This is a genomic window from Paraglaciecola arctica, from assembly GCF_018861065.1.
Taxonomy (GTDB): Bacteria; Pseudomonadota; Gammaproteobacteria; order Enterobacterales; family Alteromonadaceae; genus Paraglaciecola; species Paraglaciecola arctica_B.
Genome location: NZ_JAHKQO010000023.1, coordinates 43,174 through 63,174, shown reverse-complemented (window position 1 = coordinate 63,174; position 20,001 = coordinate 43,174). Strand labels below are relative to the sequence as shown.

Here is a 20,001-nt window from a genome sequence, read left to right as displayed (position 1 = left end):
TGTTAAATAGACTGGCTGGTGTTCCATCAAAAAAATCTGCTGTTCACCTTAAGTGAACAGCATTAGCTCATAGAGCCGTTTTTTATCGATATTGTTTTAACAAAATCCTAATTTTTTTTGTCTTGGATGTTAGCTGTTAAATTCAACTCAGTGTCTTCTGTTAAAAGCTCTATGGGCGCACTTCTCACACACATCGACTTGTTAGCGATAATTCTGCAACTGCCTTTATACAATTTTTTACCTAATATGTAAGCACAATTGCTTGCAAGGGCTTTGTCATGGCAAACCTGTATCGCCTTAGTATTAGCATGTCCTTCATGGGCACTTAAATTCAGTGACAACCCAAGCAGAGGGGCAACTAATAACACCTTTACTCTATTGTGACCTATCATTGTTTCGCTCCCTGCTCTCCATGGTAACAACCAATGAACATGTTTTCTGCTGCGCTGGCTGAATGATAATGGTAGCCTCGGGTCTCGTCGCTGTGACCTCGGCATTCATCGAGATCAAATTCTTCTTCACCTGCCGCATCTCGCATAGCAAAAATACCATATCCATCAAGTGCGTAACCTAACAAACTGGCATGTCCGTCGGCTTGTGACAATGTTTCAGTACACCCTGTCGCTGCATGATAATGATAACCTTCAAAAGGATTAACATGACCACCACAATCATCGAATGCCGCTATAGTGTTAGCAGCTAAAATGGCGTCTACAGGCGCCGCTGGCGCGAACACCACTCCGTTTAACGTTACTCCTAAGTCATCATTTCCAATATTCTGTGGATTAGTCATAGGAACCGGCGTTGTAGGGATCAAAAAAGTAGAAGATACTCCGCCACCGTAATAATCAATAGAACACACCACACAATGGTTTTGATACTCTTCAGCAACATCTGGTCTAGCGGCTGCTTCACAGGCCACTTGGCTATCAGTTATATTGACGTCACCCGTTGCAGGATCGTATAACAACCAACTAGAACCATATAAAGTCTCTAAGTTTTTAATAAACTCGCCGCTAATGTCATAGACTTCGCCATTACCGTCGAACCAAATTCCTCCCTCTGAGGCATCAGACGTAATATTAGGTGGACAAAACGGGCCAATTTCAGCATTAGCCGGTACACCCGCTATGCTAATACGATAACAAGTAGTAGCGGTACCACCACTCAATGTGCAATTTTCCGTTGTCACCGACTCAATGAGTGCACCGTCAACAAAGAGTGCTGGGTCTAAACCAATCTGGGTTTCACTAGTAGCGGTATCACCGTCATCAATGACCACTTCATCACTTGAATCGCTGGTACCACATCCAACTACACTAAATAGCGATACCAGCGCTATTGCTATTCCACTCATCGATTTGTTAATTGTCATCTTTACACCACCACTTGCAAAAAGTTCATCTCATTACTAAGACACACAAAGCTACTCTTAGAATGTGCAAATTAGGTGCAAATACTATGCAATAAAAAAGGAAAAGCAGTTAGTCGCTGTTAATTTTTGCTAGCCATTGTTGTTTTTGTGCTGCTGGCATAAAACTGGCGTTAAAACTATTCTTTACCAATTGTTGTAAATGATGTTTTTCTACTGGTAAATGTTCAATAAGGGCATAAAAGTTCTCATTCAAATACCCTCCAAAATAGCTCGGATCATCTGCATTGATCGTCGCCATTAACCCTAAATCGAGCAATTGCAAAACATTATGTTCTTGCATGTGATTAAACACTTTTAACTTAGTATTCGAAAGTGGGCAAACAGTTAACGGATGTTGAGATTGAATTAAAAATTCAATTAACTCTGGATCTTCAATACTGCGTACACCGTGATCAATACGATGCACATCTAAAGCATTGAGCGCACCCCAAACGTAATCTGCTGGTCCCTCTTCTCCTGCGTGAGCCACTCGTTTTAAGCCTAATGATTTGGCCATCTCAAAAACCTGAGTAAATTTTTCTGGAGGATTTCCTAATTCACCACTGTCTAATCCTACAGCAGTGATATCACCAAGATAGGGAGTGGCGGCTTCTAAGGTTTCAATTGCGCTTTGTTCTGGCAGATGCCGTAAGAATGACATGATCAATAAACAAGACTGTCCCCATTGTTGTTCTGCTTGCTCAATAGCGCGTTTAAACCCTGGCATAAATACATCAAACCCAATTCCACGCTCGGTATGAGTTTGCGGATCAAACATAATTTCAACATGTACTACATTGTCTTCCTTACATTTGAGTAAATAATTCCACATCAATTGATAAAAATCGTCTTCTTCTTTAAGAACAGACGCCCCCAAATAATAAAGGTCTAAAAAGCTTTGTAGATTATTAAAGTCATAGGCCGCTTTTACCTCTTCGATATTTGCATAGGGCAAGGCTACTTGATGTTTTTTTGCTAAAGTCATCATCAACTCAGGCTCTAACGATCCTTCAATATGCAGATGTAATTCTACTTTTGGTAATTCCGCAATCCATTGCTTCAACTCATTCTTGGTCATTTTTCACCTGATTACGTTAGGTTTGTATGTAAATTATTATCTTTGTCTGCACCAAAACGAATAACATCGCTAAATGTTGGTGCAATACTCATGGATCTAATCGCAATATTTTCGAATTTTTGGTATCAAAACAACACCTAATCTAAAAACATATAAAATTAAACTCACGTCATATACCATCTAAGCTATGTTACCAGCATAAATCAGACCAATGCCAGACTAGATGGTCAGCTTTTTGCACAATACAGCGAAAGTAAACTCGTTAATTAAAATTATAAAAATAATGTCACATCAAAACCAGAGCGCTAAGTATGACTAATTTTCTCGATCACGTTTTTAAACTTAAAGAAAAAGGCACTAACCTTAAAACTGAATTTATTGCAGGGTTAACCACCTTTGCAGCTATGTCTTATGTGTTGGTAGTCAATCCAAGCATATTAAGTGCCGGCGGCATGCCAGTAGCAGGGCTCATTACCGTTACTGCAATAGCTGCGTGTCTGGGCTCATTATTAATGGCTTATATGACTAACTACCCTATCGCGATGGCGCCAGGAATGGGTCTCAATGCTTTTTTTGCCTTTACCATTTGTTTAACCCGAGAAATTCCATGGGACGCAGCCCTAGGCATAGTGTTTTGGAACGGTATTTTATTCTTAATTTTATCTCTTACTGGAGTCAGAACTAAAATTGCCGAAGCGATTCCAGCAGCCCTTAAAATTGGTGTGCAGTGTGGTATCGGTTTATTTATCGCATTTATTGGGCTAAAAAATGCAGGATTAGTAGTAGATAACCCTGCAACTTTTGTATCTATCGGTGATCTGTCTGAACCGGCTACTTTATTGGCGTTAGCTGGCATTATATTAACTATTGTGTTGGTAATAAGAAAAATTACAGGGGCTATCCTAATTTCTGTCATAGTGTTAAGTGTAGCGGGTGCGTTTATTCCTAGTGGAGACGGCTACCTTACCCAACATACTGATCAGTTTGTTGGTCTCCCAGACAGCATTAGTAACACATTCTTTGCGATGGACATTATGTATCCCATAGAGAATCTTGCTGAAACTTGGGACCTGATATTTGCACTACTGTTTGTCAATATGTTCGATACCATAGGCACATTAATTGGCGTGTCTCGCAGAGCAAATCTTTTAGATAAACAAGGTAAACTACCTAAAATGGGCAAGGCAATGACCGCCGACGCTGTCGCAAGTGTCGTGGGTGCAGCCGTAGGAACCTCTCCCGTTACTTCGTATGTAGAATCAGCGGCTGGTGTTTCAGCTGGTGGCAGAACGGGGCTCACCTCAGTGTTTGTGGCGCTGTGTTTTATGTTGGCATTGTTTCTCACACCCTTAATGAAAGTTATCCCGCTGATGGCAACGACACCTGCGTTAATTATGGTAGGAATACTCATGATGGACTCTTTTAGACAACTCGACTTTGATGATCTTACCGCGCTGGCGACTGCTACAGTGGCGCTTCTTGCGATGCCACTGACGTTTAGTATTAGTGAGGGTATTGCCCTAGGGTTTATTACCTATGTAGGCATAATGTTGGGTACTGCAAGATATAAACAGGTCACCTTAATCACCTATGTTATGGCAGCAGTATTTGTATTGCGATACGTGTTAGATTTGAAATAGCGTAAATTAGACCGCTTTACACCACTTCCCCTAACAATTGACTCATTGCGACATAATTGTTAGAGGGAAGAGGATCAAAATATCTCCTCCGATAGAAAAGCACTTCCCCGAAGATCATAGATATTTTATATCGCTATAATTGATTCAAATTGAATAGTATTTAGCTCACCTACCCTGCCAATTTAGGATCGGTAATAAACAAAATATCCATAATAATGGAAGGGTTCCATTCTCGCATAGCTGATTCACAACTTATTCTAATATCATCAAGTTCACTGATAGTGGCGACAGAAAAAGATTCATTCACAATGATATGTACCAAAATATATAAATCTCTGCCGCGTTTGCTGATACGTACTTCTACATGTTCATAGGGTACGGTCGAAAGAGTTTGTTTAAGTTTCTTCTCAATCACCGCAGTAACGGCCTCGGGCGGTGCTTTATTAATTACTTCTTTGAGGCTCTCAAGCATAATTCTACCCGGTATAGGTAAAATCGCAGTGCCCAGAATAATAAGTAATATTGGGTCTATCAAAGGTGCATAGTTTGCATAACTGGTTTTCTCAATAAAATACGCAAGAGCAAAGCCTATTAAAATTGAGGCACTTAAAACTCCGTCTACGAACCAAGTGTGGGCATCGACCCCGACTAAATCTGAACGTAAATGACTACCTTGATGTTTCATATAGGCTGATATTGCAAAACACCCTATAGTTGCAATAGCGCCATAAACTATCGCTAACCCATATTCGGCAGAGTTCCCTCCATCCAGTAAACTATTAACTGAACCGATAACCGCATACAAACAAGTTGCAATGATGATTAATGATTTGAATAGATTAAGCGTGGGTTCGATGGCGGTATAGCCAAAGTGAAATCTGTCATCGTCGGGCATTTGCACGAGGTTGGCGACTTTCAACGTTAACAACGCCATGAAAAAGGAAATCAATGAGTAAATACCATCGAATAAGATGGCACTAGAATGGGTAATGATAGCAAAGCCTAAGGCAACAAAAACAAAGCCTCCTGCCACATAGAAAGACAGAGTTAACAGACCTTTTTCTTTTTGTTCGTGAAATCCAATGACCATTAAAATAGCCTGATAGACCGATAATTCGCGGATAGTACGCTAGTTTTTAAAATAAGATAGTCATTTTATAAAAACCAATAACTGGCAAATTAGTGGATGAACTTAATGCCCATACTAAAGCTCATAATGAAGCCGAAATAACACAAAAAACCAACCTAGTCTTGAGGTGACTAAGCCGGTTTTATACTTTTGATTTGTGATTTTACAGGTGAGAATTGTGAGTTTTATAGCGGAAAATTCTGTTTCCAATGCAAGGCAATTTGCTCTCTAGTACAGCACCATACTTGATCGTGACTCTGTACATATTCAATAAACCTTTGCAACGCCGCCATCCGTGCTGGACGCCCAATAATTCGGCAGTGTAATCCTATCGACAACATTTTTGGCGCAGTTTCACCTTCGGCATACAACACGTCAAAAGCATCTTTAAGATACTGATAAAACTGCTCTCCACTATTAAAACCTTGCGGGGTGGCAAAACGCATGTCGTTAGTATCTAAGGTGTAAGGCACCATTAACAAGGGTGACGAATACTGAGTGTCATAATAAGGGAGATCATCTGCATACGAATCAGCGCAATATAAAATATCATTACGATCAGCTATGAGTTTTAGGGTGTTAGGACTTGTTCTACCTGTGTACCAACCTTTAGGCTTACTACCCGTAATTGCTTGATGCAATTGCACCGCAGCATTAATCATTTTCTTTTCTTGGGCTTCGGGCATATCTTGAAAACTAATCCAACGCATAGCGTGACTAGCAATTTCCCAGTTTGCCTCTTTCATCGCGGCTACTGCTTCAGGATTTCGCTGCAATGCCATAGTGACGCCAAATACTGTAATCGGTAAGTTATAACGTACAAACAAGTTATACAGCCGCCAAAATCCTGCACGACTGCCATACTCATACATAGACTCCATACTTAAATGTCGATCAGAAAAAGCCTGAGCCCCGATAATTTCAGATAGAAAGGTTTCAGAATGATCATCACCATGTAATACACAGTTTTCACCACCTTCTTCGTAGTTAAGTACAAATTGCACAGCTATTTTAGCCTGATTAGGCCATTTAGGATGAGGAGGAAATTGGCCGTAACCGCTTAAATCCCTAGGATACGCGTGTCTCATTGAGCACCTTATTCAAATTTAGATGGAACCGTTAGTCCGCAACCAGTCAATATTAGCTTAATCAAATTATTTGTTGCTTCGGCAAAGTCGCTTTGAGTCATGGGTTTGCCTCTTAGTTCATTAATTTGCACAGAAAAATCAGCATAATGTTGTGAGGTTGCCCAAATATTGAATAACAAATAATGAGGATCGGTTGCGGCTAACTTGCCCTGATCAATCCATTGTTTAATCACATCTACTCGTCCAGCCATCCAAGAGGCATGTTGATCTTTGAAAAATTCGTTTAAATTCGGTGCACCATTGATAATTTCTAGTGCAAACATTTTGGATGCATCAGGGCGACAACGGGATATTTCCATTTTATCCGCGATGTAATGTGCCAATACTTCAGCGGGATCATCTCCCACAGTAGCTTCATCAAAGCGACTATTCCACAATCGCAGTATATCCTCCAACAGCGCTAAGTATAACGATTCCTTAGATTTAAAATAATAAAGCACATTGGTTTTAGGTAATTGTGCTCTGTCAGCTATTGCCTGAACACGTGCGCCTTTAAAACCGTGCAATGCAAACTCCTTTTCAGCGGCATTGAGTATTTTGTTGCGGTTAAGCTCACCAATGCTTAGTTCTTTGTAATTCATACTGGCAGACATTTATTAATTGATTTCCCTTTAAGTAAAATATTTACAAACTCTATCTGTAGACACAAAAATATCACCCAATCTTAGGGATTGCTAGAATCATGAAAGCAAAACAAAATTACAATTGTTATAACGTTCGGCATTTTAATTGCTTTCACTAATAAAAACTAAACCATAAATCAAAGACAAATTCTGGTTTAAGTCAATCATACAAGAATTGTTTTCCATAATCACAATAAACCTGACCAAATAGTCTAGTTTTTATTGTAATTGACACCACTAGTCGGATAAAATGCCTACTCAATTCCGTTTTTGGAGCGCTACATGATCAGCTTTTTGCTTAACAATGAAATCACTCACATAGATCAAACTAAAGCTGACTTAACTTTACTTGAATATTTGCGCGATCAACAAAAACTCACGGGCACCAAAGAAGGCTGTGCTTCGGGAGATTGTGGAGCTTGTACAGTAGTATTGGCTGAGGTGGTGAATCATGGCAAGAATACAAACGATAGCCTTGAATATCGAGCAATTAACAGTTGTGTGACTTTTTTATCTGCATTGCATGGCAAACAATTAATCAGCGTTGAACATTTATCCGAACAGAAAAAATTACATCCAGTGCAACAAAGTCTAGTTGAACATCATGGTTCCCAGTGTGGTTTTTGTACACCTGGCTTTATCATGTCGATGTTTGCTTTGTACCAAAGTCCTACACAACCTGATCGCGAAGGCGTGATTCAAGCACTGTCAGGAAATTTATGTCGATGCACTGGATATCGACCTATAATCGACGCCACGTTAAAAGTCTGTGAAAACAAAATAACGGATAAGTTTCAAAAAGTTGAACCCGAAACCATCAAGCAACTAAAAGACATAAACAAGCAGAATATCAGCACGTCGAACTTGTTGGTGCCAACCTCTAGAGAAGAACTTGCGTCAGCCAAAGCGACCTACCCCGACGCAAATGTATTTGCCGGCAGTACAGACTTAGCATTACAAGTGACTCAACAGCTCAAAACTTTCGAAAAGCTGATTGCATTAGGTGCCATACCAGAATTAAATGAATTGACTGAGAGCGAGCATGGCTTATTAATTGGCGCAGCCTTGCCCTTAGGTAAACTTGAATCTAGTTTGCTTAAACATTTCCCGCAATTATCAGAACTGTTGTGGCGTTTTGCCGCCACACCTATTCGAAACCAAGCAAGCTTAGGTGGCAATGTCGCCAATGCCTCTCCTATCGGAGATATGCCGCCAGCACTCTTAGCACTCAACGCTATTATTCATATTGACGATGGCCAACAAAAAAGAACCATCCCGGCAAACGAGTTCTTTTTGGACTATCGCAAGACCGCATTAAAAGCATCACAATGGATAGAATCAATCTTTATTCCCTACACCTCACCAAACGATTTTGTACGCGCTTACAAAGTATCTAAACGGTATGAAGATGACATTTCCGCGGTATGTGCAGTGTTTAATGCGCAAATTATTGATGGGAAAGTACAAAGTATTAACAGTGGTTTTGGTGGTGTTGCGGCGATCCCTGCAACAGTATCGGCGCTAAACACCGCACTACTTGGCAAAACTTGGTCAAGTAAAGAAAGTTTTGAAATAGGTAACGAGATTCTTAAGCAGGCCTTTTCACCATTAGACGATGTGCGAGCTAGCAAAAACTATCGCGTGGCGATGTTATGTAATTTGTGGAAACGTTTTTGGTTAGAGACCAACCAAAGTACCCAAAAGATTGAAACGCGAATTGTACATATTCCCTCAGTCACTGAGGAGGTGCCACATGCGTAAATTAATTGAACAACCAGGTTTTGATTCCGCTAACCAAGGCGCTGCGGGTAAATCTCACAAACACGAAAGTGCTGCCCGTCAAGTCAGTGGTCAAGCCCGTTATGTTGACGACATGCCCGAAGCCGCAAACCTACACCATGTAGCTGTAGGCGTGAGCCCAGTCACCAGTGGCACCATCACCGCTATCGATTTATCACAGGTCAAAAGCAGCCCTGGCGTGATAGATGTGATCACTGTCGATGATATTCCAGGTCATAAAGACATAGGTCCTGTTTTTCCGGGAGATCCTTTGTTAGCTAACACTGAGGTTTTATACCATAGCCAACCAATATTTGCGGTTTTGGCAAGCAACGTAACCTTGGCCCGCCAAGCAGTGTTAAAAGCCAAAGTTGATATTGCTGACACTCAAGCTTGTTTGAGTGTTGACCAAGCCAAAACACAAGACAATTTTGTACGTCCGCCACATTTTATGCATAGCGGTGATTTTGAAAAGAGTTATCAACAAAGTCCAATTCAGATTGAAGGTGAAATGTTGATTGGTGGCCAAGAGCATATGTATCTTGAGGGCCAAGTGTCTATGGCAATCCCTGAAGAAGAAGACCGCATGTTGGTTTACACTTCTAGCCAACATCCCAGCGAAGTACAAAAACTCATTGCTGAAGTGTTAGATATTAAATTACACAAAGTAGTAGTAGACATGCGCCGTATGGGCGGTGGTTTTGGTGGAAAAGAAACCCAAGCCGCCCAGTGGGCGTGCATAGCCGCAATATTTGCTAGTCGCAATAAAGTGGCTGTCAAACTTAGACTTCCGCGGATGTTAGACATGATGGCGACTGGAAAACGCCATCCTTTCGAAAACCGCTTTAAAGTAGCAACAGATAATCAAGGATTAATCCAAGCCACTCATGTAGAGATCAACGGCAACTGTGGGCACTCTCCTGATTTATCCGACGCAATAGTCGACAGAGCGATGTTCCATGCCGACAATGGTTATTTTCTGGCTGATTCTTATATTGAGGGACACAGATGTAGAACCAATCAAGTCTCTCACACTGCCTATAGAGGTTTTGGTGGGCCCCAAGGCATGATAGTAGCTGAAGCCATGATGGACGCTATTGCTCGTAAATTAGGTAAAGATCCTTTAGCTGTCCGTAAACTTAATTTGTATGGAAAAGACAACAGAAACACCACCCAATACGGCATGCAAGTAGAACACAATCTATTGGCAGATCTGATTGATAAATTAGAAGTTTCGTGTGATTACCAACTGCGCCGGACACAAATTGCAGAATTCAACAAAAACAGCTCTGTCATTAAAAAGGGCTTGTCCTTAACACCTGTGAAATTTGGAATTTCATTTACCGCTAAACACCTTAATCAGGCTGGTGCATTGTTGCATATTTATACCGATGGCAGCATGCAGATTAATCATGGTGGTACCGAAATGGGCCAAGGTCTACACACTAAAATTGGGCAAATTGTGGCCAATGAGTTTGGTGTTCCTTTGTCTCATGTAGAAGTCACTGCGACTCGAACCGATAAAGTGCCTAATACCTCGCCTACAGCAGCATCTAGCGGTACTGATTTAAATGGTAAGGCGGCTCAAAATGCCTGTTTGGCCATAAAACACCGTCTCGCGGAGTTTTATGCAGAGCAGCTACAAGGTGATCCTAAACAAGTTGTTTTCACCGAACAGAATGTTGTGCTAGGTGACGCAAAAATTGCTTTTGCTGAGTTAATCCAGCAAGCCTATATGAATCGGATATCCCTTTCTGCAACAGGTTTCTATAAAACTCCAAAAATTCACTACGATCGCAATACAGGTAAAGGCAGACCGTTTTTCTATTTTGCCTACGGCGCCAGCTGTTCAGAAGTATCCATTGATACCTTAACCGGCGAATACAAAGTTGACAGGGTCGATATATTGCACGATGTAGGTAAAAGTTTGAATCCAGCCTTAGACATAGGCCAAATTGAAGGTGGGTTTATTCAAGGTATGGGTTGGTTAACCACTGAAGAATTATTATGGGACGATACGGGTAAACTGACGAGTAATAATCCGGCCACATATAAAATACCGGCTATCGGTGATACGCCAGAAATATTTAATGTGGATTTGTATCCTAGAGCGAATGACGAAGACAGCATCTATCACTCAAAAGCGGTAGGTGAACCGCCTTTTATGTTAGCTAATTCTGTTTGGTGCGCCTTAAAAGACGCGATTTCCAGTATCACTGATTATCAGATTGATCCCGTATTGCATCCCCCCGCTACGCCTGAAAAAGTCTATAACGCCATCGAACAAGCGCAAACTTGGCTTGAGAAGCAATCATGAGTTTACCTATTAAAACCTGGTACGACGCGGTAAATCAGTGCCAACAACAAGGTAAAAGTTATGTATTAGTCACTTTGTTGGCCACCGCAGGCTCAACCCCAAGAAACGGTGGCAGTAAAATGCTGGTATGTGATGACACAACGTTCGATACAATAGGCGGCGGACACTTAGAGTTTGAAGTAACCAAACAAGCCCGTGAATTGTTACTGCAAAGCACCACTACACAGAAAATTGAGCATTATCCACTGTCCAGCAAGTTAGGACAGTGCTGTGGTGGCGCTACCAACGTTTTGTTTGAGGTATTTCAAGATCACACGCAGCATATTGCGATATACGGCGCTGGCCACGTATCCAAAGCATTAGTGCCTATTTTAGCGCAGTTGCCCTTGCAAATAAGTTGGATTGACAATCGACAAGAAATACTCGAACACTTAGCCGAACAACCCAATAACGTAAATTTACGCCTTAGCGAACAACCCGCCACCACCATTGCGAACTTACCCAACAAATCTTGGGTAATGGTGATGACCCATAACCATCAACTAGATTTTGACATTATCGAGGCGGCGATTAAGCGCAGCGATATCGACTTTGTTGGCATGATAGGTTCAGATACTAAAGCAAGACGTTTTAAAACACGGTTAGCCCACAAAGGATTTGCTCCCCAAGATAGTCAGCGTTTAGTTAGTCCTGTTGGCCTATTAAGCATTCCTGGTAAACGCCCCGTCGAAGTTGCAGTTTCTATGGCAGCGCAGCTGATTCAACTGCTTGACAATAAAACCCTAACAACACAACAGCAGCAACAACAAGCTTGGCGTGAAAATAAACAACTTATTCAATCCTTAACGCGTCAACCAGAGTCCGAATCATGAACTCCCAAGCAGTGATATCAGTAGAAAGCCTCAATCAGTTAACTCAATCAGACGCACAACTATGGTTTAGTCATTGCTGCGCAGCGCCTAGTTGGTATCAAGGAATGGAAAAAGCGCGACCATTTACCGATATTGAGCAAATTAAAGATGTGGCAGAAAAGATATGGTCTAAATGTGGTGAAAAAGACTTACTCACTGCGTTTGAAGCTCACCCTATGATTGGCGATGTAAACAGTTTGCGGGCTAAATATGCTGCCACCAAAGACGTTGCCAGCAACGAACAACAAGGAGCAACACAAGCGAGCGAAGAAACACTACAAACTTTAGCTCAAGCTAATCATCAATATTTAGCTAAACATGGTTTTATCTTCATTATTTGCGCCACGGGCCTTAGTGCCGACACTATGTTAAATGCTTTAATGTTGCGACTAAACAATAGTACGCAGCAAGAGATTGAATTGGCCGCAGCAGAACAAATCAAAATCACCTTGTTAAGGCTCGAAAAGGGCATAGAAAAAGGAACACAAATAGTATGAGCATTAGTCTTTCTAGTCATGTACTAGACACTACGCTGGGTAAACCCGCAGCCAATATGAAACTCCAGTTAACCACCCATGATGGGCAAGTAATTGAAGCACAAACAGATGACGACGGACGCTGTAATAACTGGAGCGATTTTAATTTTGTTGCAGGTCAATATTGCTTACGTTTCTATACTAAAGAATATCTTCTCAGTTATCATAAAGAAGCTTTTTATCCTTTTGTTGATGTGCACTTTGAGCTAATTGAAAATGGCGGCCATTACCATGTCCCCCTGTTAATTTCACCCTTTGGTTTTAGCAGTTACCGTGGCAGTTAGTGAGAATTATAGATTGAATACAGCACAAGCTTATCGCGCTTCGATTTTACACTTTCCTGAAAAAAGTGACTGTCCCAAACAGCAATATCAGTTCATTGAAGATGGCCTACTAGTTACGCGTAACGACAAAATTGAATTTATAGGTGAATATAAAAACCATATAAATCAGTATCCTGAGGCCAAACTATATGACTACTCAGGAAAATTACTGTTACCAGGTTTTATAGACAGCCATTTACATTTTCCACAAACAGAAATGATTGCCAGTTTTGGTGAACAGTTACTCGATTGGCTAACTGACTATACTTTTCCAGTAGAACGCAAATTTGCCGATCCACAATATGCTAGCCATATTGCAAAAATATTTGTCAGACAGTTACACCGCCACGGCACCACAACAGGCATGGTTTATTCGTCAGTGCACAAACAAGCCGCCGATGCGCTTTTCCAAGAAGCAGCCAGTCACAATATGTTATTGATTGCTGGCAAAGTGTGTATGGACAGAAACAGCCCGGATTGGCTGCAAGACACACCACAAAGTGCCCAACAAGACAGTGCTGAGCTAATACAAAAATGGCATAACAAGGGGCGACTGAAATATGCAATAACCCCAAGGTTTGCGCCTACTAGTAGCCACGAGCAATTGCACGCTTTAGGCGAACTTGCACAACAATATCCTGACGTCTTTATTCAAACGCATTTGTCTGAAAATCATAATGAAATCGCCTGGGTAAAAGAGCTATTTCCTGAGCGGAAAAACTACCTCGATGTCTATGATCACTACGGGCTAGTCAGAAAAGGAGCGGTATTTGGACATGGTATTCATCTAGAGCAAAGCGAATGGCAACGCCTACAAGAAACCCAAGCAAGCATCGCTTTTTGCCCGACATCAAATCTATTTTTAGGCAGCGGTCTATTTGATTTAGCTAAAGCCGAACAGCAAGAAGTGCCAGTTATGTTGGCAACAGATGTAGGCGGCGGGACAAGTTTTAGCATGTTAAAAACTATGGGTGAAGCCTATAAAATTTGTCAGTTAAAAGGTAATCAAATGGATCCTATGCATGGCCTGTATCTTATGACACAAGGTGCCGCTTTGGGCCTAGGCTTAGAGAATTCAATTGGTAATTTAAATCCAGGCACTGCTGCGGACTTTGTCATACTTGATCCAGAGTTTGATGAACTCAGCGCACTACGTTTTGAACACCATCGTACACCACAAGATATGCTCTTTGCTTTGAGCATGATGGCCGATGATCGCGCTATTATCGCTACTTACGTAGCCGGTACTGCGGTTTATCAGTCTGATACATTCACAACAAAAGGAGCACAGTAATGTTGCTTGATTGGCTTTCACTATTTCTTCGCTGGTTTCATGTTATTGCCGGTGTGGCATGGATTGGCGCATCTTTCTATTTCATTTGGTTAGACAATAACCTTCGCACTCCGCCAGATTGGAAAAAACAAAAAGGTATTAAGGGCGACTTGTGGGCGGTACATGGTGGTGGCTTTTACGAAGTAGCCAAGTATGAATACGGACCTGAAGTTATACCCGAGAAATTACACTGGTTTAAGTGGGAAGCCTACACCACTTGGATTAGCGGTTTTTTGCTCCTCGGATTAGTGTATTACCATGGTGCAGCGATTTATTTAATTGATAACTCGGTAATGGAATTGACTCCAGGAGAGGCAATAGCGCGAGGTTTAGGGCTTATTTTTGGCGGACTATTTATTTATGAAGCCGCCTGTCGCAGTCCCTTGGCAAGATATCCACGAGTATTTGCTGTGATGTTTTTAATTCTGATTGCAGCAGCGAGTTATTTAGCGACCCATTGGTTTAGTGGACGCGGAGCGTTTATTCATGTGGGCGCCTTAATCGGCACTATTATGGCAGGTAACGTGTTCTTTAAAATAATGCCTGCCCAAAGACTCATGGTCGATGCGGTAACCAATAAAACAGAGATTGATCCGAGTTGGGGGCTGGGAGCTAAATTACGTTCAGTTCACAATAACTACCTGACCCTACCCTTGTTATTTATAATGATCAGTAACCATTACCCTATGACCTATCAACATCAAAATGCATGGTTAGTGTTGATGGCAATTGGCCTAGTTTCAGCTTGGATACGTCATTATTTTAATTTAAAACATATTGGTATTTCTCGCCCTTCAATTTTAATAACGGGTGCAATCGGCATGATTATCATTGCTGGTTGGGTGTCTTCTCCTAAAGTTTCAGTAGAGGAAACTTCAAAAACGACTACTGAAGCAACCATTGCTGCCCCCCTAGATATCCAGCAACAAGCAGTATTTGATGTTATGCAAACTCATTGTGCCAACTGTCACTCTGCCAAACCGACCGATGATATATTTGTCATCGCCCCCCTTGGGTTAATGTTTGATACATGGCAGCAAATCGAGCAAAGAGCGGCGGTGATCCATAGGCGCGCCGCTGTCACTAGAGATATGCCAATGATGAACAAAACCAAAATGACAGAGCAAGAACGTCAAGTTATCGCTACTTGGTTTGAGGATTTAAACGCAAAATAAGAGGCCGGCCTTCCCCGTTTTGGGGATACACAGTTCGCCGTCTATTGTAGCGATAGTAAGGTAATCTTGGTTTTCTTCTAGAACCTCACCAGCACGATAATTGTGCTGGTATTGTTTGGCCTGTGCAGAAGTGATGACACAGGCTTTTCCATCTATATTGGCATATGTACCTAAACTACCAAAGGCTCGCAATCTTAATAAAAGTTGAGCCGTGTGTTGCTGCCAATCAAGGGTTTGCTGCGCTTGAGTAATAGCAGGCCAATAACTCCCCTCTCCTTGTTTTTGGCTACTTAGATAAAAACCTTGTAAATCTTCCAATAACGTCGCTAATAACTTTGGCGTTTGTTGAAATATCTTTGCGCTTAGCGTATCAAAACTTTCTTCAGGATCGATTGCTATGCCTTGCTGAATCAAAATGTCACCAGAATCAAAACTCTGTGTAAGCTTATGTAAGGTGATCCCAGCGTGTTTTGACTGATTTAGAATCAGATGGGGTAAAGGTGTCATGCCGCGCCCTTCTGGCAATAAGGTAGGATGGACATTAATGGCGTATTTTAACTCAGATGGGATCGGGATCTTCCATGGATATTCAGCGCTGAAGAATAGCTCTACACCTTGTGTTATTAAGTCGCGCATTTGTTTTGGAGTGGGTTTATCAAAACAAAGTTTAATTTGGTGTTTAGTAGCAAATGCAATGATTTTTTCTGTAAACGGTCCACTTTCACCACAATAAATAGCTGCAAATTGGTAACCTTTTTTCAAAAATACTTCTAGGCAACAACTTAGCGGATCATATCCAAAATATGCGATTTTCATATTACCCATTCAATTCAATTGGTTTCAATAAATTCAGTGCAGTTAATTATGCAATCTCAGACCACGCGATCTCAAAAATGCAAACCTTGGCAAAAATCGGCAACCATGCAACACCATATGCATTCAACTGTTCGCTTTATTGTACTCATACCCGATATAAGAAAACACCTAAGTGTCAAACTAGTAAACAAATTGCTAGTTAGCCGAGTGTTATTCAGCTAATCAATTAAAGTTAAATTATTGATACATATGCTGATAATAATCTGTTTTAATTGTTAAAACCCATTTAGATTAGATTGATATGTTTGGTATTTTTAAGCCTGCTCCGCACCTCTCATCAAAGCCCCAAGAACAAGTAGATAACGACTATAAACGCCTTCGTTGGCAGGTTTTTATTGGGATCTTTGTAGGTTATGCCGGCTACTACTTAGTACGTAAAAACTTCTCCTTGGCCATGCCATTCTTAATTGAAGAGCAAGGTTTCAGTAAAGGTGAGCTAGGTATTGCACTTTCAGCAGTTTCAATCGCTTACGGGCTCAGTAAATTTATAATGGGTAGTGTATCCGATCGCAGTAACCCGCGGTATTTCCTAATGTGTGGATTACTGATCTCTGCCGGTGTGATGTTTATATTTGGCTTTACGTCTTGGGCTACCCAAAGTATCGGGGCAATATTTATATTGTTATTTTTAAATGGTTGGGCCCAAGGCATGGGATGGCCAGCTTGCGGCCGCACTATGGTGCATTGGTTTTCAGGTAATGAAAGAGGCAAAATAGTCTCGGTATGGAACATTGCCCATAATATTGGTGGAGGCCTAATTGGACCTCTGGCTATTTTAGGCATGGCTTGGTTCAACGAGTGGCATAGCATTTTTTACGTACCCGCTTTCGCAGCTTCCGTAATAGCGGTTTTTATATTTTTTACCTTGCGTGATACCCCCCAGTCTTGTGGTTTACCTCCAATTGAAGCGCACCGTAACGATTACCCTAAAGATTATGATAAATCACATGAGCAAGAATTTAGCGCCAAAGAAATATTTCTCACTTATGTACTAAACAACAAACTACTTTGGTTTATTGCCGTCGCGAATGCCTTCGTGTATTTGATTCGTTATGGTGTGTTAGATTGGGCTCCGACCTACCTGTATGAAGTCAAAGATTTTTCATTCAACAAAAGCTCTTGGGCATATTTTTTATACGAATGGGCTGGGATCCCTGGCACGTTATTGTGCGGATATATCAGTGATGCTTGGTTTAAAGGTCGTCGTGCACCTGCCGCCATCTTATATATGGTACTGGTGCTAGTTGCAGTATTAATCTATTGGTTTAATCCAGCAGGTAATCCTACAGTGGATATCGCAGCCCTAATGGCAATTGGCTTTTTAATTTACGGCCCGGTGATGTTAATCGGTTTGTTTGCCCTAGAGTTGGTGCCTAAAAAGGCCGCTGGCACCGCGGCCGGCTTAACTGGATTGTTTGGCTACCTAGGAGGCGCTGTAGTGGCTAATATTGCCCTTGGCTATACCGTAGATCACTTTGGTTGGGACGGCGGTTTTGTACTATTAGTCGGTGGTTGTATTTGTTCAATTATCCTTATAGCCATGACCTTAAAGCATGAAGTTGCCCATGAAAGTAATCAAGCACCGGTTTAGGCATTTGATTACTTTGGCTTAATAGCATTAATGTCAATAATCAGATTACGCTGCAAATAGGTAATTAGTTTAGGGCTTAGGCGCTCTTCGTACACACCATTAAGGTGTGTGGCTAAGGCTTTTTCTAATACATACATATAGCCCTCGCGAGCAATATCTCGTTCAGGGCTATGTCCTTCAAGGTTATCCACCAATAAACTAATTGGTTTCTGCGCTTGTTGTAATCGAATACTAAAATCTTTGACTCTAGCCACTGCCACTTTTGGATCGCGACCTCCTGCAATGATATACAAAGGTTGTTTAATATTTTGCCAATGAGCATCTGGCGACTTGTGATAGAAGCGCAACATGGCATTTTTATCGTCAGGATTAAGGGACAACTGCTGAATGCTGTATTTTCCAATCAAATCACTGTCATTCTGCGGTTGTTGGCTTATTAGTTTCACCGACTGCGCCATATCTGACGGTGGCGCCCCAGCAATCCCAACTTTAAATAGATCAGGAGTAAATGTTAGGGCTGTTAGCGTAGAAAATCCTCCAAACGAATGCCCGTGTATTGCTAACTGGGTTTTATCGCCTACTCCTTGGGATAATAGGTAATGTAAACCATCAAGAATATCTTGTTGCACTCTTCCCTTCCCGAAATCTTGTTTGGCAGAGATTACATAGTGTCGTCCCATTCCAGTGGAAGCCCGAAAATTAGGTTCAAAAACCGCATATCCTCGGTTCGCTATTAGTTGTGTTAAAGGATCGTAATTTCCAGTTACCCGAGACCAAGGTCCACCATGGGGTTTAACCACTAAAGGCACTTCGCTGATCTTTCGCCCCAAAGGTAAGGTCAAGTAACCAAATTGTTGCATGCCGTCACTGGTTGTGTAATTCACTGCTACTTTTGAGGCCAAGTGCTGCGACTGAATATAGTTTTTTTCATCCTTCATCTCGGCATAAATAGGCGATAAAGGCTGACTAAGGCTGTTTTTAGAGTGGTTAAAAACAAAGAGTCTGCGCTGGGATTTATTAGAGCTAATATCTAGCGCCAGCCACACTTTAAAATTGGCGCTAGGTTTAAATACCCACACCGTGTGTGCCTCAGTAAAAGGATCTAACTGTTGCTGAAATTTGCGCAGCTGCTTTTCAGCAACAGAATCTAATCCATACTGGGAAATGAACTCGTCTTGATATAAGGCTAACCGCGCTTCATCATCCTTGTCGTAATAAACCTTAGTTAAATCAAATCGCTGCTTAGGATCTTGATGAACCAATTGAGTTTTTTGAGTAATAGTATTGATGGCAAACAGCGAAGTTAAATCTTGGGTAAATCTAGCTTTGACTAATAGTGTATTTTTTAAGCCGTCAAAACTTTGCAGAGAACAATTGTCGTACCAATCGCAATGCTTCAGTAACTTTGCACTTTTAGATCTGAAGTCGTAAAGGTCCGCACCTTTTTCACCTATTTGCTTAATAAATATAAGCTGACCTGAGTCATCCAACAAATAATCTAACACTCGCTTTTTATCGGCATACAGTACTTCTTTGGCACCATCGACTGTGACCCGCAGAAGTTGATGTTGTTGAGTTTTTAGATTTTTCTCAGAAATGATAATCGCTTGGTTGTGACTACTGTCCACACCGTAAAAATATTGATCTTTGGACTCGTCAATCTCTGTTATCAAGTGAGCAAAGGCATTAGGAGTAACGTCTATACCCGATATGCCGTCGTTGTTTTGTACAAAAACAAACGAACTGTCGGTTGACCAGAATGCCTGCTCCATTGTCTTGGCGGCTAGCAGCAATCGATGTTGACCCTTAGCAAGATCCACAATCCAGAGTTCACTATAACTGGACTTTTTTCGTATATAGGACAAAAACTGGCCATTGGGTGACAGGGTTTCATTTTTGATAGACGCTGAACCCGCAAACTGACTTCGCGGTATTAAAGGCGCTACAGGCTGTGATTCGCTATATTGTATCGCTCCAGTTATTGAGTCAGCAAAGCTATTTAAAGGCAAAAATAAGCTCAAGGAAACAGTCAGGCGTATAGCCCATGATTGACGAGGACAAGGAAAAAGCATAATTAGGACTTCTTTAAAAGTGATAAATGAATACAAAATTCGCTACCCAACCATCG

At 41.4% G+C, this 20,001-nt stretch carries 17 protein-coding genes; 9 read left to right on the top strand and 8 right to left on the bottom strand.

From position 1 onward, the window contains the following. Positions 1 to 107: 107 nt before the first annotated feature. From KO534_RS09525 to KO534_RS09515, 3 genes are all read right to left on the bottom strand, one after another. Complete coding sequence (locus tag KO534_RS09525; RefSeq protein WP_215929422.1) at positions 108 to 392, bottom strand: hypothetical protein; 285 nt, start codon at positions 390 to 392, stop codon at positions 108 to 110. Next, positions 389 to 1,375: a YHYH protein gene (locus KO534_RS09520; RefSeq protein ID WP_252732050.1), complete on the bottom strand. Its 987-nt coding sequence runs from the start codon at positions 1,373 to 1,375 to the stop codon at positions 389 to 391. The genes KO534_RS09525 and KO534_RS09520 overlap by 4 nt, the downstream gene beginning before the upstream one ends. Before the next feature lie 109 nt (positions 1,376 to 1,484). After that, complete coding sequence (locus KO534_RS09515) at positions 1,485 to 2,492, bottom strand: adenosine deaminase (protein ID WP_215929421.1); 1,008 nt, start codon at positions 2,490 to 2,492, stop codon at positions 1,485 to 1,487. A gap of 311 nt (positions 2,493 to 2,803) precedes the next feature. Here KO534_RS09515 and KO534_RS09510 point away from each other — a divergent pair, with 311 nt between their 5' ends. Beyond that, positions 2,804 to 4,132, top strand: coding sequence for an NCS2 family permease (locus tag KO534_RS09510; protein WP_215929420.1), 1,329 nt, complete (start codon positions 2,804 to 2,806; stop codon positions 4,130 to 4,132). Between the two features lie 169 nt (positions 4,133 to 4,301). Here the strand turns inward: KO534_RS09510 and KO534_RS09505 are convergent, their stop codons facing one another. From KO534_RS09505 to KO534_RS09495, 3 genes are all read right to left on the bottom strand, one after another. Then, positions 4,302 to 5,222, bottom strand: coding sequence for a cation diffusion facilitator family transporter (locus KO534_RS09505; protein ID WP_215929419.1), 921 nt, complete (start codon positions 5,220 to 5,222; stop codon positions 4,302 to 4,304). Between the two features lie 224 nt (positions 5,223 to 5,446). After that, positions 5,447 to 6,349, bottom strand: coding sequence for an allantoinase PuuE (gene puuE, locus KO534_RS09500; protein ID WP_215929418.1), 903 nt, complete (start codon positions 6,347 to 6,349; stop codon positions 5,447 to 5,449). A gap of 8 nt (positions 6,350 to 6,357) precedes the next feature. Further along, positions 6,358 to 7,002, bottom strand: a complete 645-nt coding sequence (locus KO534_RS09495; protein ID WP_215929417.1) for a TetR/AcrR family transcriptional regulator — start codon at positions 7,000 to 7,002, stop codon at positions 6,358 to 6,360. Between the two features lie 312 nt (positions 7,003 to 7,314). On the opposite strand from KO534_RS09495, the gene xdhA reads away from it, so the two are divergent. The 7 genes from xdhA to KO534_RS09460 are packed head-to-tail and all read left to right on the top strand — an operon-like array spanning position 7,315 to position 15,406. Further along, a complete protein-coding gene (gene xdhA, locus KO534_RS09490) occupies positions 7,315 to 8,793 on the top strand; it encodes a xanthine dehydrogenase small subunit (protein WP_215929416.1) in 1,479 nt (492 codons plus the stop codon). After that, positions 8,786 to 11,128 carry a xanthine dehydrogenase molybdopterin binding subunit gene (gene xdhB / locus KO534_RS09485; RefSeq protein WP_215929415.1) on the top strand — a complete coding sequence of 781 codons (2,343 nt, stop codon included), beginning with the start codon at positions 8,786 to 8,788 and terminating at the stop codon, positions 11,126 to 11,128. The genes xdhA and xdhB overlap by 8 nt, the downstream gene beginning before the upstream one ends. Next, positions 11,125 to 12,000, top strand: coding sequence for a xanthine dehydrogenase accessory protein XdhC (xdhC, locus tag KO534_RS09480; RefSeq protein ID WP_215929414.1), 876 nt, complete (start codon positions 11,125 to 11,127; stop codon positions 11,998 to 12,000). The genes xdhB and xdhC overlap by 4 nt, the downstream gene beginning before the upstream one ends. Continuing rightward, positions 11,997 to 12,536, top strand: a complete 540-nt coding sequence (gene uraD / locus KO534_RS09475) for a 2-oxo-4-hydroxy-4-carboxy-5-ureidoimidazoline decarboxylase (RefSeq protein WP_215929413.1) — start codon at positions 11,997 to 11,999, stop codon at positions 12,534 to 12,536. The genes xdhC and uraD overlap by 4 nt, the downstream gene beginning before the upstream one ends. Further along, the gene (gene uraH / locus KO534_RS09470; RefSeq protein WP_215929412.1) at positions 12,533 to 12,859 is read left to right on the top strand and encodes a hydroxyisourate hydrolase; all 327 of its coding nucleotides are present in this window, start codon (positions 12,533 to 12,535) and stop codon (positions 12,857 to 12,859) included. The genes uraD and uraH overlap by 4 nt, the downstream gene beginning before the upstream one ends. Positions 12,860 to 12,872: 13 nt before the next feature. Next, the gene (gene guaD / locus KO534_RS09465) at positions 12,873 to 14,192 is read left to right on the top strand and encodes a guanine deaminase (protein ID WP_215929411.1); all 1,320 of its coding nucleotides are present in this window, start codon (positions 12,873 to 12,875) and stop codon (positions 14,190 to 14,192) included. Further along, a complete protein-coding gene (locus tag KO534_RS09460) occupies positions 14,192 to 15,406 on the top strand; it encodes a urate hydroxylase PuuD (protein WP_215929410.1) in 1,215 nt (404 codons plus the stop codon). The genes guaD and KO534_RS09460 overlap by 1 nt, the downstream gene beginning before the upstream one ends. Here KO534_RS09460 and KO534_RS09455 read toward each other — a convergent pair. Beyond that, complete coding sequence (locus KO534_RS09455; RefSeq protein WP_215929409.1) at positions 15,392 to 16,222, bottom strand: methionyl-tRNA formyltransferase; 831 nt, start codon at positions 16,220 to 16,222, stop codon at positions 15,392 to 15,394. The genes KO534_RS09460 and KO534_RS09455 overlap by 15 nt on opposite strands. Before the next feature lie 301 nt (positions 16,223 to 16,523). Here KO534_RS09455 and glpT point away from each other — a divergent pair, with 301 nt between their 5' ends. Next, complete coding sequence (gene glpT, locus KO534_RS09450; RefSeq protein ID WP_215929408.1) at positions 16,524 to 17,873, top strand: glycerol-3-phosphate transporter; 1,350 nt, start codon at positions 16,524 to 16,526, stop codon at positions 17,871 to 17,873. An 8-nt stretch (positions 17,874 to 17,881) separates the two neighbouring features. Here glpT and KO534_RS09445 read toward each other — a convergent pair whose 3' ends face one another. After that, a complete protein-coding gene (locus KO534_RS09445; protein WP_215929407.1) occupies positions 17,882 to 19,945 on the bottom strand; it encodes a S9 family peptidase in 2,064 nt (687 codons plus the stop codon). Positions 19,946 to 20,001 lie beyond the last annotated feature (56 nt).

What these genes read in the sequence shown, in the direction of transcription:
- KO534_RS09525 (WP_215929422.1), bottom strand. Translation starts at nt 392, where the DNA reads ATGATAGGTCACAATAGAGTAAAGGTGTTATTAGTTGCCCCTCTGCTT.
- KO534_RS09520 (WP_252732050.1), bottom strand. Translation starts at nt 1,375, where the DNA reads ATGACAATTAACAAATCGATGAGTGGAATAGCAATAGCGCTGGTATCG.
- KO534_RS09515 (WP_215929421.1), bottom strand. Translation starts at nt 2,492, where the DNA reads ATGACCAAGAATGAGTTGAAGCAATGGATTGCGGAATTACCAAAAGTA.
- KO534_RS09510 (WP_215929420.1), top strand. Translation starts at nt 2,804, where the DNA reads ATGACTAATTTTCTCGATCACGTTTTTAAACTTAAAGAAAAAGGCACT.
- KO534_RS09505 (WP_215929419.1), bottom strand. Translation starts at nt 5,222, where the DNA reads ATGGTCATTGGATTTCACGAACAAAAAGAAAAAGGTCTGTTAACTCTG.
- puuE (WP_215929418.1), bottom strand. Translation starts at nt 6,349, where the DNA reads ATGAGACACGCGTATCCTAGGGATTTAAGCGGTTACGGCCAATTTCCT.
- KO534_RS09495 (WP_215929417.1), bottom strand. Translation starts at nt 7,002, where the DNA reads ATGTCTGCCAGTATGAATTACAAAGAACTAAGCATTGGTGAGCTTAAC.
- xdhA (WP_215929416.1), top strand. Translation starts at nt 7,315, where the DNA reads ATGATCAGCTTTTTGCTTAACAATGAAATCACTCACATAGATCAAACT.
- xdhB (WP_215929415.1), top strand. Translation starts at nt 8,786, where the DNA reads ATGCGTAAATTAATTGAACAACCAGGTTTTGATTCCGCTAACCAAGGC.
- xdhC (WP_215929414.1), top strand. Translation starts at nt 11,125, where the DNA reads ATGAGTTTACCTATTAAAACCTGGTACGACGCGGTAAATCAGTGCCAA.
- uraD (WP_215929413.1), top strand. Translation starts at nt 11,997, where the DNA reads ATGAACTCCCAAGCAGTGATATCAGTAGAAAGCCTCAATCAGTTAACT.
- uraH (WP_215929412.1), top strand. Translation starts at nt 12,533, where the DNA reads ATGAGCATTAGTCTTTCTAGTCATGTACTAGACACTACGCTGGGTAAA.
- KO534_RS09460 (WP_215929410.1), top strand. Translation starts at nt 14,192, where the DNA reads ATGTTGCTTGATTGGCTTTCACTATTTCTTCGCTGGTTTCATGTTATT.
- KO534_RS09455 (WP_215929409.1), bottom strand. Translation starts at nt 16,222, where the DNA reads ATGAAAATCGCATATTTTGGATATGATCCGCTAAGTTGTTGCCTAGAA.
- glpT (WP_215929408.1), top strand. Translation starts at nt 16,524, where the DNA reads ATGTTTGGTATTTTTAAGCCTGCTCCGCACCTCTCATCAAAGCCCCAA.
- KO534_RS09445 (WP_215929407.1), bottom strand. Translation starts at nt 19,945, where the DNA reads ATGCTTTTTCCTTGTCCTCGTCAATCATGGGCTATACGCCTGACTGTT.